Source organism: Pseudidiomarina salilacus, assembly GCF_047323925.1.
Taxonomy (GTDB): Bacteria; Pseudomonadota; Gammaproteobacteria; order Enterobacterales; family Alteromonadaceae; genus Pseudidiomarina; species Pseudidiomarina salilacus.
Window position 1 is genome coordinate 335,623 of record NZ_CP178752.1, and the last position, 13,931, is coordinate 349,553.

Here is a 13,931-nt window from a genome sequence, read left to right on the forward strand (position 1 = left end):
AGCAAAGATATGGCTGAAAAACGTAACATTTTCTTAGTGGGCCCTATGGGGGCCGGCAAAAGTACCATTGGTCGACAACTTGCTCGACAACTTCATCTAGAATTCTTCGATTCCGATACCGAAATTGAACGCCGCACCGGTGCAGATATTGCGTGGGTCTTCGAGTTGGAAGGTGAAGAAGGCTTTCGTGCGCGTGAAGAAAAAGTTATCGAAGAGCTAACCGAGAATACTGGTATTGTCTTGGCAACTGGCGGCGGCTCAATTCTGAGCAAAGAAAGTCGCAATCGCTTGTCGGCGCGCGGCATTGTGGTTTACCTGCAAACGCCCATCGAAAAACAACTGGCACGCACGCAACGCGACAAACGTCGGCCTTTGATTGCCGAAGCAGACGATCCTCGTGCGGTGCTTGAAGAGCTTGCGGCTATTCGTAATCCTCTGTACGAAGAGATTGCTGACGTCGTAGTGCGTACCGACGAGCAGAATGCTAAGTTTGTGGTCGATAAAATTATCGAGCAAGTGGGGCTTTAACCGCGGAGTTTACCAATGCAAGCCAACCCTGAGGCTATTTCACACCGTATTCAAGTTGGTCTTGCCGAACGCAGTTATCCCATTTTTATCGGTCAGCAGTTGCTACCTCAGCTCGCTGACCTTTTGCCACGACTCCCCCAGCAAGTCTCCATCATTACCAACGCCCTAGTTGCTTCCCATTATCTGGCGACGGTACGTGATGCCTTGCCTGCATCATGCAAAGTTATCGTGCATGAGATCCCCGATGGCGAGCATGGCAAAAGCCTAGAAAACTACGGCTTGGTCATGGACACGCTGATCAACGCGAGTTTCAACCGAGACTGTGCAGTGATTGCTCTCGGTGGTGGTGTTGTTGGAGACTTGGCTGGCTTTGTCGCTGCAACTTTTCAACGCGGCGTCGCGTTTTATCAGATCCCGACCACCTTACTGGCACAAGTAGACTCCTCAGTTGGCGGCAAAACTGCCATCAATCATCCTGGCGGAAAAAACCTAGTAGGTGCATTTTACCAACCTCAGGCCGTGGTCATTAGCCATGATTGTTTGCTGACCCTGAGTGATCGCGATTATGCCTGCGGGCTCGCGGAAATCGTTAAATACGGCATTGTTTACGATGCCGAGTTTTTTGCTTGGCTGGAACAACAGCAACAAGCATTGAACGCGCGCGATCCCCAAGCCTTAGCCTATGCCATAGCGCGCTCCTGCGAAATCAAAGCTGAGATTGTCGCGGCCGACGAGCATGAGCACGGCGTCCGCGCTCTACTGAATCTTGGCCATACTTTTGGTCACGCCATTGAAGCCGAATGCTACGCCAGTTGGCGCCACGGTGAAGCCGTCGCCGCAGGTACAGCCATTGCTGCGCACTTTATGCTGCAGCAGGGCGAGCTCAGCAGCGCGGAAGTCGATCGTATCTGTCATTTACTCAGCGCATTTGGCTTGCCTACGCAGGCGCCCAAGCTGAGCGAAAGCCAGTGGCAAGCACGCATGCAACGTGATAAAAAGGTACAAGCTGGGCGTATCCGCTTGGTACTGCCAACCCGCATTGGCCACGCGGAGGTACGCACCGTTACTGATTGGCAGCCTGTTTGGGCCGCCATTAGCGCGCTGACATCAACTTCTAGCTAAGCTTGGACCACTATCTGTGACGAAAAAAAATCGCGCCTTTTTGAAATGGGCAGGCGGCAAATTTAGCTTGATCGAACCGATTACCGCTCTCTTGCCTGAGGGCGATAAGCTGGTCGAACCCTTTGTCGGTGCCGGCTCAGTGTTTCTCAACACGGATTATCCTAGCTACGTTCTAAACGATATTAATCCTGACCTCATTGGCTTGTTCAAAACTATCAAACGCCGCCCGCAAACCTTTATCAATGATGCGCGCAAGTTTTTTATCGATGCCAACAATAACGACAGTGCTTATTACGCGTTGCGCCAACAGTTCAACGCCAGCACTGACGTTTACCAGCGTTCACTGTTGTTTTTGTACCTCAATCGCCATGGCTACAATGGTTTGTGCCGCTACAATCGGTCAGGTCAATTCAATGTACCCTTTGGGCAATACCGCAAGCCCTATTTCCCGCAGCAAGAAATTGAAATTTTTGCCGAAAAAGCACAGCAAGCTGTGTTCACCTGTATGAGCTTCGAGAAGGTCTTTCGGCGGGCCCGCAAAGGCGCAGTAGTGTATTGCGATCCGCCCTATGCACCGTTGACTGCAACGGCTAACTTTACCAGTTACGCGACCACCGGCTTTAGCCTCGATCAACAGCATGAACTCGCGCGCCGCGCCGCGCATGCCGCTCACAAACGTGGTATTCCAGTATTGATCAGTAACCACGATACAGATCTCACCCGCTTACTGTACGCCGACGCCGACTTACAAACGCTGCAAGTGTCACGCTTTATCAGCCCCAAAGGCGATGGCCGCGGTAAGGTCGCAGAAGTACTGGCGCTTTATGCACCCTATGCCCGCGCCGCCAATGTAGTGTCGCTGGCACAAGCGAAACGGAAACTAGCGCTATGAGTCAAACGCTGAAGTGGACCCTCAAATCCTTTGCTGAGCTCAACATCCAAGAGCTCTACCAATTATTGCAACTGCGCCAAGCCGTGTTTGTAGTGGAGCAGACCTGCCCCTATCAAGACGCTGATGGTGCTGATGACCAAGCGTTTCATTTATGGGCAACCGATGGCAATGGCGATATGGTCGCTTATGCACGCTTGTTTTTACCCAGCGCCACCGCGAACTACAGTCGTATCGGGCGCGTGATCAGTGCTGGCAAAGTGCGCCGCCAAGGACTCGGGCGTGAGCTCATGCGCCGCGCTATCGAATGGTGTCAGCAGCAAGCTCCGCAACACCCCATCCGCCTTGGGGCACAAGTCTACTTACGTGATTTCTACCGCTCTTTTGGCTTTATTGAAATCAGCGATGAGTACCTTGAAGACGACATTCCTCATGTCGATATGGAACGCTCGGTGTGAGCTCCTTTGCTTTGCAACAAACGCCTGCAGGACTTGGGTTGGTGTGGCTTGAACAACCGACCATGAAGCCTTTGGTCATCGACTTTCTGGGTGGCAAGCAAGCATTTCGCGGGCAACAAGCGAACCTGAAAGACGAGGCCATTGCCCGCGCCTGTGGTTTACATAAGTATAAAAATCTCACGCTGTTAGACGCCACTGCTGGGCTTGCTCGCGATGCCTGGGTATTGGTCAACCTCGGCGCCAAGGTTACCTTGAATGAGCGCCAGCCGATGGTGCGCGAATTATTAGCCGACGCGCTACAGCGCTTGTATACGCAAGCTCCCGAATTTACTGAACGGTTGCGTATGGCTGAATTTTCAGAACTCGGCCAAGCCCCAGCACACAGCTTCGATGTGGTCTATCTCGACCCGATGTATCCAAAAGGTGATCGCAAGCAAAAAGCCGCAGTCAAAAAAGACATGCAAATGTTCCAGCAGTTGGTCGGTACCGACTTAGATGCCGATGAGTTGCTTGCCCCTGCCTTGCGCATTGCCCGTCAGCGGGTAGTGGTGAAACGCCCGCAACATGCAGACTTCCTGGCACAGCGTAAGCCAGATCACCAAATTATCAGCAAGAAGCATCGTTTCGATGTCTATCTGTGTGCCGATGCGGGCGATACTGCGAGGGTGCAGTCGTGAGCCAAACCTTTGACGTTATCATCATCGGAGCCGGTGCTGCCGGTTTGCATTGTGCGTGGCAGGCCGCGGCGCGCGGCCTGAAGGTAATAGTCATAGATCACGCCAAACAAGCGGGTAAAAAAATTCTTATTTCTGGTGGCGGTCGCTGTAACTTCACCAACCTTTACGCCAGTCCCGAGAATTACCTCTCGAGCAATCCGCATTTTTGTAAATCGGCCCTCAGCCGCTATACCCAGTGGGACTTTATCGCGCTGGTCGAAAAACACGGCATTGCCTATCACGAAAAAACCCTCGGACAACTGTTCTGTGACGACTCGGCCAAGCAGATCGTGCGCATGCTGCTCGATGAATGCAGCCAATACGGCGCCCGCGTGCAACTACGCACCGAGATTCAACAGCTGGCGTACGATGGACAGGCCTACCAGATAACAACGTCACAGGGGCCCTTACAGGCGCCGCAACTCGTCGTTGCTTGTGGTGGGCTGTCGATGCCGAAATTGGGGGCAACACCTTTGGGCTATCAAATCGCTGAGCAGTTCGGCCATACCGTACTGCCGGTGCGGGCCGGACTGGTGCCTTTTACCCTGCACGATCACGATAAACAAGCCTACAGTGAACTCTCCGGGCTTGCGGTAGACGTAGTTGCTAGTAACGCGCGCGCCAGTTTTAAAGAAGCCATGCTCTTCACCCATCGGGGGCTAAGTGGCCCAGCGATGCTGCAGCTATCATCCTACTGGTTGCCGGGTGAACAGTTTAAGGTTGATTTACTTCCCGAAGTGCAAGTGCGCGACGAACTTCAAAGCTTACGCCAAGAACGCCCCAAACTTGGTTTGCATACGGCATTGCAGCAATGGCTGCCGAAACGCTTCGCCAGCGCCTTAGTGGCAACGCAAGAATGGCCCGACAAAAAACTCGCTGATTGCAGTAATGCGCTGTTCGATGACATCGCCGAAACGCTCTCAGCATGGCCGGTGCAGCCGAACGGCACTGAAGGCTATCGCACCGCAGAAGTGACATTAGGGGGCGTTGATACCACCGAACTAAGCTCGAAAACCATGGCCAGTCAAAAACAAGCTGGCTTGTACTTTATCGGTGAAGTGGTCGATGTGACGGGTTGGCTTGGTGGCTACAACTTTCAATGGGCGTGGGCCAGTGCTTACGCATGCGCGCAAGCACTGAGCAATGCTGCTAAAAGCAAGTTAGAACACGTAAATAAAGCCGATACCTAACTCTGCTTCATAGTCGCTGCGGGCAATTGGACTATCTTGTACGTCGCTGCTGTAATGCTCGTAAAGCGCCTCGACGTAAATCCGCCAATTTTCGTTGATATATTTTTTGTAATTGTAGTGCACGCCGACTGAGCGGAAGCCACCACTCATGTTGGTTTGGGCCAAACCAGAGGCCACTGCTTGCTCAGCCGTTATGCCAAAGTCTTTGTTGGCCAGTTCGCTATCGTGATACACCGCAACTAGCGCTAACTCAGAGCCGCTGCCGTCCTTTTGCTCACCGAAACGGGTGCCGACCCCGAAGATACCTAGGTTACCGTTTTCTCCCGTAACCACACGGCCGTCGAGCCAGTAGCGCCAGTCAGTATCGAAGGCACGACGCGCTTGGAGGACCAACTCAGTACCTTCGTCCGAATCGCCAAGTCCATTTAAGTAGCCGTCATCCGAGTCACCTTCTTCGCGACCTTCTTCAAAGCCGATGGTCGCCTCAAGTAGCCAGACGTCGTCGCGGAGACCACGCCAACCAATGGCTTCACCAGCAAAGTAGAAAATATTATCACCGCTGCGCCATTGAATCCCGCCCGCAGGATCTGGCTCAAAACCAAATTCGTCCGAACCTTCGTAGGCAGCTTCATATTCAATACCGGCGCCGAGTGCGAAAGCCCAGCCGTCCTCACCGCGAGTGAAGTCATCGATCGACGGCAGCGGCACTAACTCAATTTGCTCTTCCTGCGCTAATGCGCCTTGAATAAGAGATCCATTGAGCACAACCGCCAACAATAAACCCATAGATTTTTTCATATGAACGCTCCCTATATGAGGTGATGAAAGTGCTCCCTCAAATTCTGAGTATAGTACTTAATATCGCCATGGGAGGATCTATGCAGAGTAAGCCTTTTTTGCCAAAGCGGTTAATTAACAACCGCTATCGACTTTCATCATCATGCCGAACATCGATTGGGCGATGCGCATGGTGAGACTCTCGAGTTGCTCTTGTTGCTCGGCGGTCATATCGGTTTCGACATTGCTGTCTTCGGCGGGCAGTTTGGCTTCGAACTCTTCGCTGATGGCTGTCACTTCTGATTCGCAGATTTTGTCTTGTTGCGCCAAGCTTTCTAGCTCATCAGCAAATTCGCTCATCGCCTGCAGCGCTTGTTCTTCAGGTGTTGCTTTTGAACACGCGGTGAGACCGAGCGTCAAACAAGCGAGCATGGCAAACGTGGTTAACTTTTTCATTGTGGTTTCCTTAGGTTGCCATACGGCAGATTAGAGTTCGTCGGTGCCGACCAGTTCTTCTTCAACTTCGTCAGCGGTTGCGGCTACTGCACTAATAGCAGTATAGAGCGCATCACCGGTCGACTGCGCGGACATTTTGGCCCGAAAAATCGCCACGTAATCCTCGCCCCACTGCTGCAATTCCCAGCCGCCTAAACGCACTTGCGCGCTACGCAATAGAAAGTCTTCGCCAAGTTGTCGGTCGAATGGCATCTTCTGCAAGTGGCCGACTGACCATACTTCACGAATCTCTAGATCCTCAAGGCGGTAGGTTTCGCTGCTTACATAAACAACATGCGAGCGCTCATCGTCAAATTCGATGACGAGTTTAAAGTCATTGTCTTCATCAATCTCGTAAGTGAGACCCACTGTATCAAGCGCTTCTTTGACGCGCACATCGTAATTCACTTCTTCATCGCCGATTTGCGCGGTTGCAGGTGCGATGGCTAAAAATGCAGATAAAACAGTGGCTGCAGTTAAGTAGTTCACAAGGTATCCTTTGATTGTGATGTTATTGTTATTCTTAGTGCTTAAGTTACCGTGTTTTATTGCTGATTTCTAAACAAATTTGCGCATGGTAGGCTAGAGTGGTTGCACACAAACGAAAACAAGGGGCTAGTATGCCAAGTTTTGCACGTCCTCCGCGTCTGCAAAAAGCTTCGGGTGAAGTGCGTCGCGTCGGTTTCGAGTTTGAATTTTCTGGTATTGATGTCGCCACTGCAGCTGAGGCCGTCGCACGGGTCTTTGGCGGCTCCCCCTATGCGAAATCTCCTGCACGTTGGCAGGTCGAAAGCCCGCGCGGCGACTTTAAAATTGAAATCGACTGGCAATTTTTGCAACAACTCGCCGCCGACCAAGGCGAGCATGCTAACGCTGAGGCATGGCTTGATTCGCTCAGCCAAGCCGCCAGTTATGTGGTGCCGATAGAAGTGGTTTCACCACCACTGGCAATGGACGCGCTAGAGCCCTTGAGTGAGCTTATCAACGCGTTGCGTGATGCCGGTGCGCAAGGCACCGACGAGTCCTTTATTGCGGCTTACGGCACCCATATCAATCCGGAGCTACCCGATCATGAGCCGACTACCATCTTGCACTACATGCAAGCCTATGCACTGCTGCAATGGTGGCTCGTGCGCGCTCACGATGTCGACAAAACAAGGCGCGTGAGTCCTTATATTGATCTCTATCCTGAGAACTATGTGCGCCAGCTAGTGGCGTATGACGAAGTGACGCTCGAACAGTTGATCGATGACTATTTGGCAGCTAATCCGACCCGGAACCGCGCGCTAGATATGTTGCCACTGTTCGCCGAACTCGATGCGGAGCGGGTGCGTGCTCAGTTAGATGACAACAAAATCAAAGCGCGCCCCACACTGCATTATCGGTTACCTAATTGTCGCATCAATGAGACCGACTGGTCACTGCAAACTGACTGGCAGATTTGGTGCCAGGTTGAACAGCTCGCAAGTCGACCGAAAGCACTGCAAGAGTTAGCACAGGCCTTTCAAGCAGCCGACCGACCGGTGCTCGGTGTCGCCCGACAACCCTGGATTACCAAGGTAGATACATGGCTGAACGAAAACCTCGGATAGGTGTTACCGGCGCTGGTAAGAAGTGGTCACCAAGTTGGTGGTGTACGCGCTTAGCCTTGTGGCTCTGCGGCGCCGAAGTGGAACGTATCAGCGTTCACCATCGACCGTCTGGGTTGCCGCTCGATGGCATGATTATTGGCGGTGGTAGCGATATTTCACCGGAACATTACGGCGGCACCTTATCCGGCAAGGTCAAACATGACTCGGAACGCGACGACCTAGAAATTCGTTGGATCAAAAAAGCCCTTCGCGATAATGTGCCGATGCTGGGTATTTGCCGTGGTGCGCAGTTAATCAACGTCGTGCACGGCGGTAATCTTTATGATGATATACGGCATCTTCGTAAAAAAACTTACAACCGACCTGGGTTACTACCGACCAAGCAAGTCTTTATTGCCGCTGAGAGCAAATTGCGCGATCTCATCGATAAGCCCAAACTGCGAGTCAACAGCTTGCATCACCAAGCGGTGCATGATGTAGGCCGCGATTTGAAAATCGTCGCACACGACCTTGATGACATTCCACAAGCTATTGAAAGTACCGGCGAACATCAAATACTGGGGGTTCAGTGGCACCCCGAATACTTGTTTTATGTGCCCAGCGAACTCCGTATTTTTCGCTGGTTGGTGAAGGCCGCGAAGCGCTCATCAAGCCTCGCTTAATACCGCCTGCAGTTCAGGTAATGAGGTCACCGTAAAATGCGGTGGCTCGGCAAGTGGAAACTGCTCAGCCCGTCGATTGAGCCAGCAGGCGTGCAAGCCGCTGCGTTGCGCACCGAGTACATCTGAGTGTGGATTGTCTCCGGTCATCAGCACGCGCTCGCGCGCACGCTGCTGCATCTGTTGCAAAGCATGGTCAAAAATCCGTGGATCTGGCTTCGCTACTCCGACTTGCTCTGAAATAACCACCAAATCAACTAAGTCACGTAAGCCCGTTTGTTGTAATCGGGCTTCTTGCAGCTCAGTGAAACCATTGGTGACAATGCCAACTTTCGCCGCAGTACGCGCTTTTTCCAAGAGCTCGCGTGCGCCCTCTAACGGTTTGCAAATGTGCACCATAGCAGTAAGGAACGCGGAATTAAGTTCGTCGGCACTGACCTCAAGCTTGGCCGCCCATTGCTCAAAGCGCTGTCGTTGCAAGCTTTTCGCGTCAATTTGCCCTGCTTGATAAGCATCCCATAGCGGTTTATTAAGCGCTTGGTACTCGCTGTAGTCGTGCGCTTGAAAGGTTACCCCATAAGCTTGGAACATGTGCTGTAAGCCCACAAATGCATCAAATGAGAAGAGCGTCTCGTCAGCATCGAACAGTAGCCAATCGTAATTGTGTAAGGTCATATGTTGCCTGTAATTAAGCAATGGGAACGCTGGGAGACCACATAAAAGTGGTCAGTTGCTCGCCAGTTGTTGGCTCAGTGACAGCAGCCGTTGGCTGAAATCCAATCGAGCTCAGCAAGCGCTGGCTGGCACTGTTGGCTTGGCTGGTGATCGCTAAGACTTGCTGGAGTTGTAAATGCTCAACTGCATAATCAAGGGTTGCTAACGCAGCCTGGCGGGCTATGCCCTGACCATAGAAGCGTGGCAATAAGGCAAAACCAATATCTGGACACGCTAGGTAGTCACGCTTGACCAGGCCACAGACGCCAGCTGGCTCGCCGTTAACCTCAACCACCCAGAGTCCGAAGCCATGCTCCCGATAACTCCCACGCAACTTGTGGTTGATAAACCATTTTGCATCGTCAAGGGTCGCAATGCCACGGTCGCCGATATTACGCCGAAAATCCTCACCACAATAGAGTTCATGGATGAACGCCGCATCATCCAAGTTCACTTCACGCAGCGCGAGCGCTGCTGTTGTTGTTATCACCTTCATGCTTGCCACCATAGGGTCGCAATGCCAATAAGTATAAACACGGCTGCGGCGATATAACGTACCAAGCTCAATGGCACTTTGCGCATCAGCTTTTCACCTAACAGTACCACAGGAACATTGGCAATCAACATGCCGAGCGTAGTTCCCATGGTCACCCAAAAAACGCTCGCATATTGCGCACCTAGAACAATAGTAGCGACTTGGGTCTTATCGCCAATTTCTGCTAAGAAAAAGAGTACAAAAGTGGTACACAAGGCGCCATAGCAGGAGCACTGTGCTTCTTCATCATCAATTTTGTCGGGCACCAGCACCCAGAGGCCAATCAGGATGAAGCTCAGCGCAATGATGATGCCGGCATATTGCTCAGGAAGCCAATCAGCAAACCAGTTACCAAACCAAGCAGAGATGAAATGATTGATCAGTGTTGCGGCAATAATGCCGATAATGATCGGCCACTTTTTGCGATAGCGAGCAACCAGCAATAGACTCAAAAGTTGGGTCTTATCGCCCACTTCTGCAATTGCAACAGCTACTGTTGAGGTGAAAAAAGCTTCCATGATGTACTCCGGCGGGACCTGTACCAAAGGCAAACAGCAACCCCCGCCAGTTAGCGGTTGCTCTTTACCTCAGGTCTTGCCAGTTTCGGTGGCCCGAAACGAATACACCATGAGCCATTGAGGGCTCAATTATGTTGACGTATTCTCCTGCACGCCGCGCGGCAGGTCGACTACTCCCCTAAGACGAGGCGCATTTTAGCCCAATCATCACGCCGACGCAATTCGCTCACTGCCAGGCTCCGAGGATCAGCCCGGCAAGCGTAAAGTAGACAGTGATGTAGCCACCGTGCACCAGCATATACGCCAAGGAACGTTGCTCAAATAAGCTAATCACAATAAAAATCATGCTCGCCCAACCAAATCCGGCAAGGAATCCGGCAGTCATGCCCCACTGCCAGTCAGTGCCAGGTGCGGCAAGAAAAAATGCGAGGTTCAGACAGATAATCCAAGACACCACTAAGGTAATGCCAAACACCTTAGCTGCATTAAAGTTTTTGAGCTTTTCATCGCTGATGCCAGCGCTGCGTTGCCAGACTTTGGCAAACAGCATGGGTGAATACCACAATCCCCCCACTACCAAATTGAGTAGGGTTGCCACCAGCACCGCCCAGTAATTAATCGCCATTGTTTCCATTGGTTGTCATCCTATTTGTTATTGTTTTTTGACTACAGGGAAACTTATAGCTGATCTACCCCTAAATAGGAAACTACAGATTACCACTTGAGAAACTGTTTAACTTTTTTGCAACTGGCGTATACTTTTCACCAGTATATCGCTTTGCGGTAGGTCAAATTTAAGTGGTGAAAACTATGACGTCACACATTCATTGTCAAAATTGCAGCATGGCAACCTTGTGTTTGCCGTATCAGCTGAGCCCAGAGCAAACGGAGAAGTTGGATACCATTATTCAGCGTCATCGGCCCTTGCAAAAGCGAGATGTGTTGATTCATAGCGGCGAACCTCTGAAGTTTCTCTATGCTGTGCGGTCAGGTTCGTTAAAATCGTACTCCTTAGATGGCCAGGGTGGCGAGCAAATCATCGACTTTCATTTGCCAGGTGACTTAATAGGTTTTGATGGCCTTATTGATGGCCAGTACCGCAGTTACACTCAAGCTCTGGAAACCACCATGTTGTGTGAGATTCCGATTCAGTCACTTGATCAACTATCGGCCGAGTTGCCGGGGTTGCGTAAACAACTGTTGCGGGTGATGAGCGGCGAATTACATGCCAGTAAAACCTTGTTAGGTAATTTGAACCACCACACTGCCCAGCAGCGCTTGGCGAATTTTCTCGTAACATTGTCGTCTCGCTTTCAGCAACGCGGTCTTTCGAGTCGTGAGTTTCGCCTCTCGATGACGCGCGCTGACATTGGTAATTATCTTGGTCTATCCGTTGAAACTATCAGCCGTTTGCTCACGCAATTACAGCAAGAAGGCTTGTTGACCGTGCAAAACAAACTAGTAGCGATTAATGAACCAGAGCGCCTGCGCGCCCTGGCCGCCTAATCCTATTGACATGAACCGCAGCAGAAGTCTTTACCATGCTGCGGTGCGGACGCTACTGGCTCACGGAACAACACCTCATTTTCCAACGCAATATGTTCGCGCAAATCTGACATAAGTTCGTTGGTACCTTCATAGAGCATGATCCAACTACCACATGCACCACGTGGCGCTTTGCCTTGGTGCGTCAAGTTTGCCAAACGCTCGAGCAACTGCTCATGTTCGCCGTGCTCTTCTTCCATGACTGCAATCGGACCGCTTGGATAAATGCCGCCAGCTAACATAGGAAATAAGATTTGCTCTTCTTTCATCATGTGACTGTCGAGCTCATTGGCCATTTCGCTCAGCAGATCAGCAAGACCAACTGGACATTCTTGATGATCGTTGTGTACGTCTTCAATTTTCCGCGCTAATTGAATCAACTCCGGCAATTGACGACGGTGCTTTTCGTGGTAGTTGGCGAGAATATGTTGGATGAGTTCGTTTACCGGAGCATCTTGCCATTGCTGAATAAGTTGTTGCGACATGTTTATTTCCTCAAAAGTTACTGCTTTCGCATGTGTGTCGCTATGATTTTTGCAAGTTTGATGCCAGATCTACCTACTTTGATTTATATAGCTATTTGTCGGTGAATGGTAAATTAGACCCACTGATTTACGGGTAAAGCCGCCAACTTGGGTTCTTTTAACCATGCACGATACATCGCTTTTAGAAACACTTATCGCCGATCTGGTGACCGAATTACCTGCTGTGGTGCGGTTACAAAAGGTGGTCTCTACACTACGCTGTCATTTTAGCTGTGGTGCGGTGGTGTTATTGCAGCAGGACCAGCAAGTGCTGCGTCCTATCGCAAGTATAGGGTTGGTTCGTGAAGCACTTGGGCGGCGCTTCGTCACCGAACAACACCCCCGTCTTGCGGCAATTCTCGCAGCCCGAGAAACCGTGCGGTTTGAGCCCGACAGTGCATTGCCTGACCCCTATGATGGCCTTATTGAAGACAGCCCAGACGGCCACCTCGCCGTACACGATTGTATGGGCATCACGCTTTACGTAGACGGTAAATGCTGGGGGGCGCTGACGTTGGATGCCCTTGAACCTGGCACTTTCAATGCGCAAACCATGCGCGAGTTACAACGGGCTAGCTTACTGGTCGAAGCCGCAATACGTATGGGGCAAATCGAGCAAGGTATCCGGGCGTTGCGCGAAAGTCGACGCGATACCGATACCGCACTCAGCAACGACAGCACCAGCAGCAATGACATCATTGGTCGCAGCGCCGCGTTACAACAAGTCCTACAAGAGCTTGAAGTGGTGGCCAGTGCCGACCTACCCGTACTGTTACTAGGTGAAACGGGTGTAGGCAAAGAGTTGTTTGCACGACAACTTCATCGGTGGTCAAATCGCAGCACCAAGCCTCTGATTTATGTTAACTGTGCGGCCTTACCAGAATCGCTTGCCGAAAGTGAACTTTTTGGCCACACCAGAGGGGCGTTTTCGGGCGCAACCAGTGAGCGTGCAGGCAAGTTTGACAGTGCTGACGGCGGTACTTTATTTTTGGATGAAATCGGCGAACTACCAAGTACGATACAAGCGAAACTGCTGCGTGCACTGCAAAACGGCGAAATTCAGCGCTTGGGTAGTGATAAATCGCACAAGGTTAACGTACGCATTGTTGCAGCGACCAATCGTGATTTACAGCAACAAGTAAAGAACGGAGATTTTCGGGCTGATTTGTATCACCGCCTAAGTGTCTATCCGCTCCCTATTCCGCCATTGCGCGAACGCCGTGACGACATTCCTCTACTGGTCGGGCATTTTCTCGAACTCAACCGTTCACGTTTGGGTTTGCGTGCGGTGCGCCTGACTGCTGCCGCAGAACGCGCTTTGATAAGCTATGACTGGCCGGGCAACGTGCGGGAGCTCGAACATACGGTCAGTCGCGCGGCGATCAAAGCGTTGAGTCAAGGCGTTGATCGTAACTCAATACTCAGCATCGGCGTTGAGTTGCTCGATTTGCCGAACACGCCGAACCAATCACAAACTATCGATGCGACAGATTTTGCTGTTGCTAGTATGAACTTGCGAGACGCCGTGCAGCAATTGCAAACGCAAATGATTGAACAGGCTTTACAACAAGCTGACTATAAATGGACACAAGCGGCACGTATACTTGAAGTCGATCCAAGCAACTTACACAAACTCGCGCAACGTTTGGGCTTGAAGTAACACGGTAGA

General features: G+C 51.4%; 18 protein-coding genes and 1 riboswitch. Of the genes, 10 read left to right on the top strand and 8 right to left on the bottom strand.

The window, feature by feature from the left end:
* The first annotated feature begins 9 nt into the window (after positions 1-9).
* From aroK to ACJ8W9_RS11120, 6 genes are read left to right on the top strand one after another with little or no spacing between them, the layout of a single operon-like run.
* Positions 10-528: a shikimate kinase AroK gene (gene aroK / locus ACJ8W9_RS11095; RefSeq protein ID WP_411359377.1), complete on the top strand. Its 519-nt coding sequence runs from the start codon at positions 10-12 to the stop codon at positions 526-528.
* 15 nt (positions 529-543) lie between these two features.
* Positions 544-1,650: a 3-dehydroquinate synthase gene (aroB, locus tag ACJ8W9_RS11100; RefSeq protein WP_411361098.1), complete on the top strand. Its 1,107-nt coding sequence runs from the start codon at positions 544-546 to the stop codon at positions 1,648-1,650.
* Positions 1,651-1,666: 16 nt separating this feature from the next.
* On the top strand, positions 1,667-2,542 hold the full coding sequence (locus ACJ8W9_RS11105; RefSeq protein ID WP_411359375.1) for a Dam family site-specific DNA-(adenine-N6)-methyltransferase: 876 nt from the start codon (positions 1,667-1,669) through the stop codon (positions 2,540-2,542).
* Positions 2,539-2,997 (top strand): GNAT family N-acetyltransferase, encoded by a 459-nt coding sequence (locus ACJ8W9_RS11110; protein ID WP_411361099.1) that lies wholly within the window; start codon positions 2,539-2,541, stop codon positions 2,995-2,997. Before ACJ8W9_RS11105 ends, ACJ8W9_RS11110 begins: the two co-directional genes overlap by 4 nt.
* On the top strand, positions 2,994-3,674 hold the full coding sequence (locus tag ACJ8W9_RS11115; RefSeq protein WP_411361100.1) for a class I SAM-dependent methyltransferase: 681 nt from the start codon (positions 2,994-2,996) through the stop codon (positions 3,672-3,674). Before ACJ8W9_RS11110 ends, ACJ8W9_RS11115 begins: the two co-directional genes overlap by 4 nt.
* Complete coding sequence (locus tag ACJ8W9_RS11120) at positions 3,671-4,903, top strand: NAD(P)/FAD-dependent oxidoreductase (RefSeq protein ID WP_411361101.1); 1,233 nt, start codon at positions 3,671-3,673, stop codon at positions 4,901-4,903. Before ACJ8W9_RS11115 ends, ACJ8W9_RS11120 begins: the two co-directional genes overlap by 4 nt.
* Here the strand turns inward: ACJ8W9_RS11120 and ACJ8W9_RS11125 are convergent.
* The 3 genes from ACJ8W9_RS11125 to ACJ8W9_RS11135 form a co-directional block, all read right to left on the bottom strand.
* Positions 4,874-5,701: a MipA/OmpV family protein gene (locus ACJ8W9_RS11125; RefSeq protein ID WP_411361102.1), complete on the bottom strand. Its 828-nt coding sequence runs from the start codon at positions 5,699-5,701 to the stop codon at positions 4,874-4,876. The two genes, ACJ8W9_RS11120 and ACJ8W9_RS11125, sit on opposite strands and share 30 nt — an antisense overlap.
* A gap of 114 nt (positions 5,702-5,815) precedes the next feature.
* Positions 5,816-6,136 carry a hypothetical protein gene (locus ACJ8W9_RS11130; protein WP_411361103.1) on the bottom strand — a complete coding sequence of 107 codons (321 nt, stop codon included), beginning with the start codon at positions 6,134-6,136 and terminating at the stop codon, positions 5,816-5,818.
* 30 nt (positions 6,137-6,166) lie between these two features.
* Complete coding sequence (locus ACJ8W9_RS11135; RefSeq protein WP_411359369.1) at positions 6,167-6,664, bottom strand: hypothetical protein; 498 nt, start codon at positions 6,662-6,664, stop codon at positions 6,167-6,169.
* A 131-nt stretch (positions 6,665-6,795) separates the two neighbouring features.
* On the opposite strand from ACJ8W9_RS11135, the gene ACJ8W9_RS11140 reads away from it, so the two are divergent.
* Entirely contained in the window at positions 6,796-7,767 is a 972-nt protein-coding gene (locus ACJ8W9_RS11140; protein ID WP_411359368.1) for an amidoligase family protein, read from the top strand.
* On the top strand, positions 7,743-8,429 hold the full coding sequence (locus tag ACJ8W9_RS11145; RefSeq protein ID WP_411359367.1) for a gamma-glutamyl-gamma-aminobutyrate hydrolase family protein: 687 nt from the start codon (positions 7,743-7,745) through the stop codon (positions 8,427-8,429). Before ACJ8W9_RS11140 ends, ACJ8W9_RS11145 begins: the two co-directional genes overlap by 25 nt.
* Here ACJ8W9_RS11145 and yjjG read toward each other — a convergent pair.
* The 4 genes from yjjG to ACJ8W9_RS11165 all read right to left on the bottom strand — a co-directional run bounded on the left by yjjG (position 8,415) and on the right by ACJ8W9_RS11165 (position 10,827).
* Positions 8,415-9,101 (bottom strand): pyrimidine 5'-nucleotidase, encoded by a 687-nt coding sequence (yjjG, locus tag ACJ8W9_RS11150; protein ID WP_411359366.1) that lies wholly within the window; start codon positions 9,099-9,101, stop codon positions 8,415-8,417. The two genes, ACJ8W9_RS11145 and yjjG, sit on opposite strands and share 15 nt — an antisense overlap.
* Before the next feature lie 13 nt (positions 9,102-9,114).
* Positions 9,115-9,636: a GNAT family N-acetyltransferase gene (locus tag ACJ8W9_RS11155; protein WP_411359365.1), complete on the bottom strand. Its 522-nt coding sequence runs from the start codon at positions 9,634-9,636 to the stop codon at positions 9,115-9,117.
* Entirely contained in the window at positions 9,633-10,193 is a 561-nt protein-coding gene (locus ACJ8W9_RS11160; protein ID WP_411361104.1) for a TMEM165/GDT1 family protein, read from the bottom strand. The genes ACJ8W9_RS11155 and ACJ8W9_RS11160 overlap by 4 nt, the downstream gene beginning before the upstream one ends.
* Before the next feature lie 5 nt (positions 10,194-10,198).
* Positions 10,199-10,384, bottom strand: a riboswitch (yybP-ykoY riboswitch).
* A gap of 35 nt (positions 10,385-10,419) precedes the next feature.
* A complete protein-coding gene (locus ACJ8W9_RS11165) occupies positions 10,420-10,827 on the bottom strand; it encodes a DUF1761 domain-containing protein (protein ID WP_411359363.1) in 408 nt (135 codons plus the stop codon).
* 176 nt (positions 10,828-11,003) lie between these two features.
* On the opposite strand from ACJ8W9_RS11165, the gene fnr reads away from it, so the two are divergent.
* Positions 11,004-11,699, top strand: a complete 696-nt coding sequence (fnr, locus tag ACJ8W9_RS11170) for a fumarate/nitrate reduction transcriptional regulator Fnr (protein WP_411361105.1) — start codon at positions 11,004-11,006, stop codon at positions 11,697-11,699.
* A gap of 2 nt (positions 11,700-11,701) precedes the next feature.
* Here the strand turns inward: fnr and ACJ8W9_RS11175 are convergent, their stop codons facing one another.
* Positions 11,702-12,223, bottom strand: a complete 522-nt coding sequence (locus tag ACJ8W9_RS11175) for a hemerythrin domain-containing protein (RefSeq protein WP_411359361.1) — start codon at positions 12,221-12,223, stop codon at positions 11,702-11,704.
* Positions 12,224-12,386: 163 nt separating this feature from the next.
* Between ACJ8W9_RS11175 and norR the strand changes: the two genes are divergently transcribed.
* A complete protein-coding gene (gene norR, locus ACJ8W9_RS11180) occupies positions 12,387-13,922 on the top strand; it encodes a nitric oxide reductase transcriptional regulator NorR (protein WP_411361106.1) in 1,536 nt (511 codons plus the stop codon).
* The last annotated feature ends 9 nt before the right edge of the window (positions 13,923-13,931 follow it).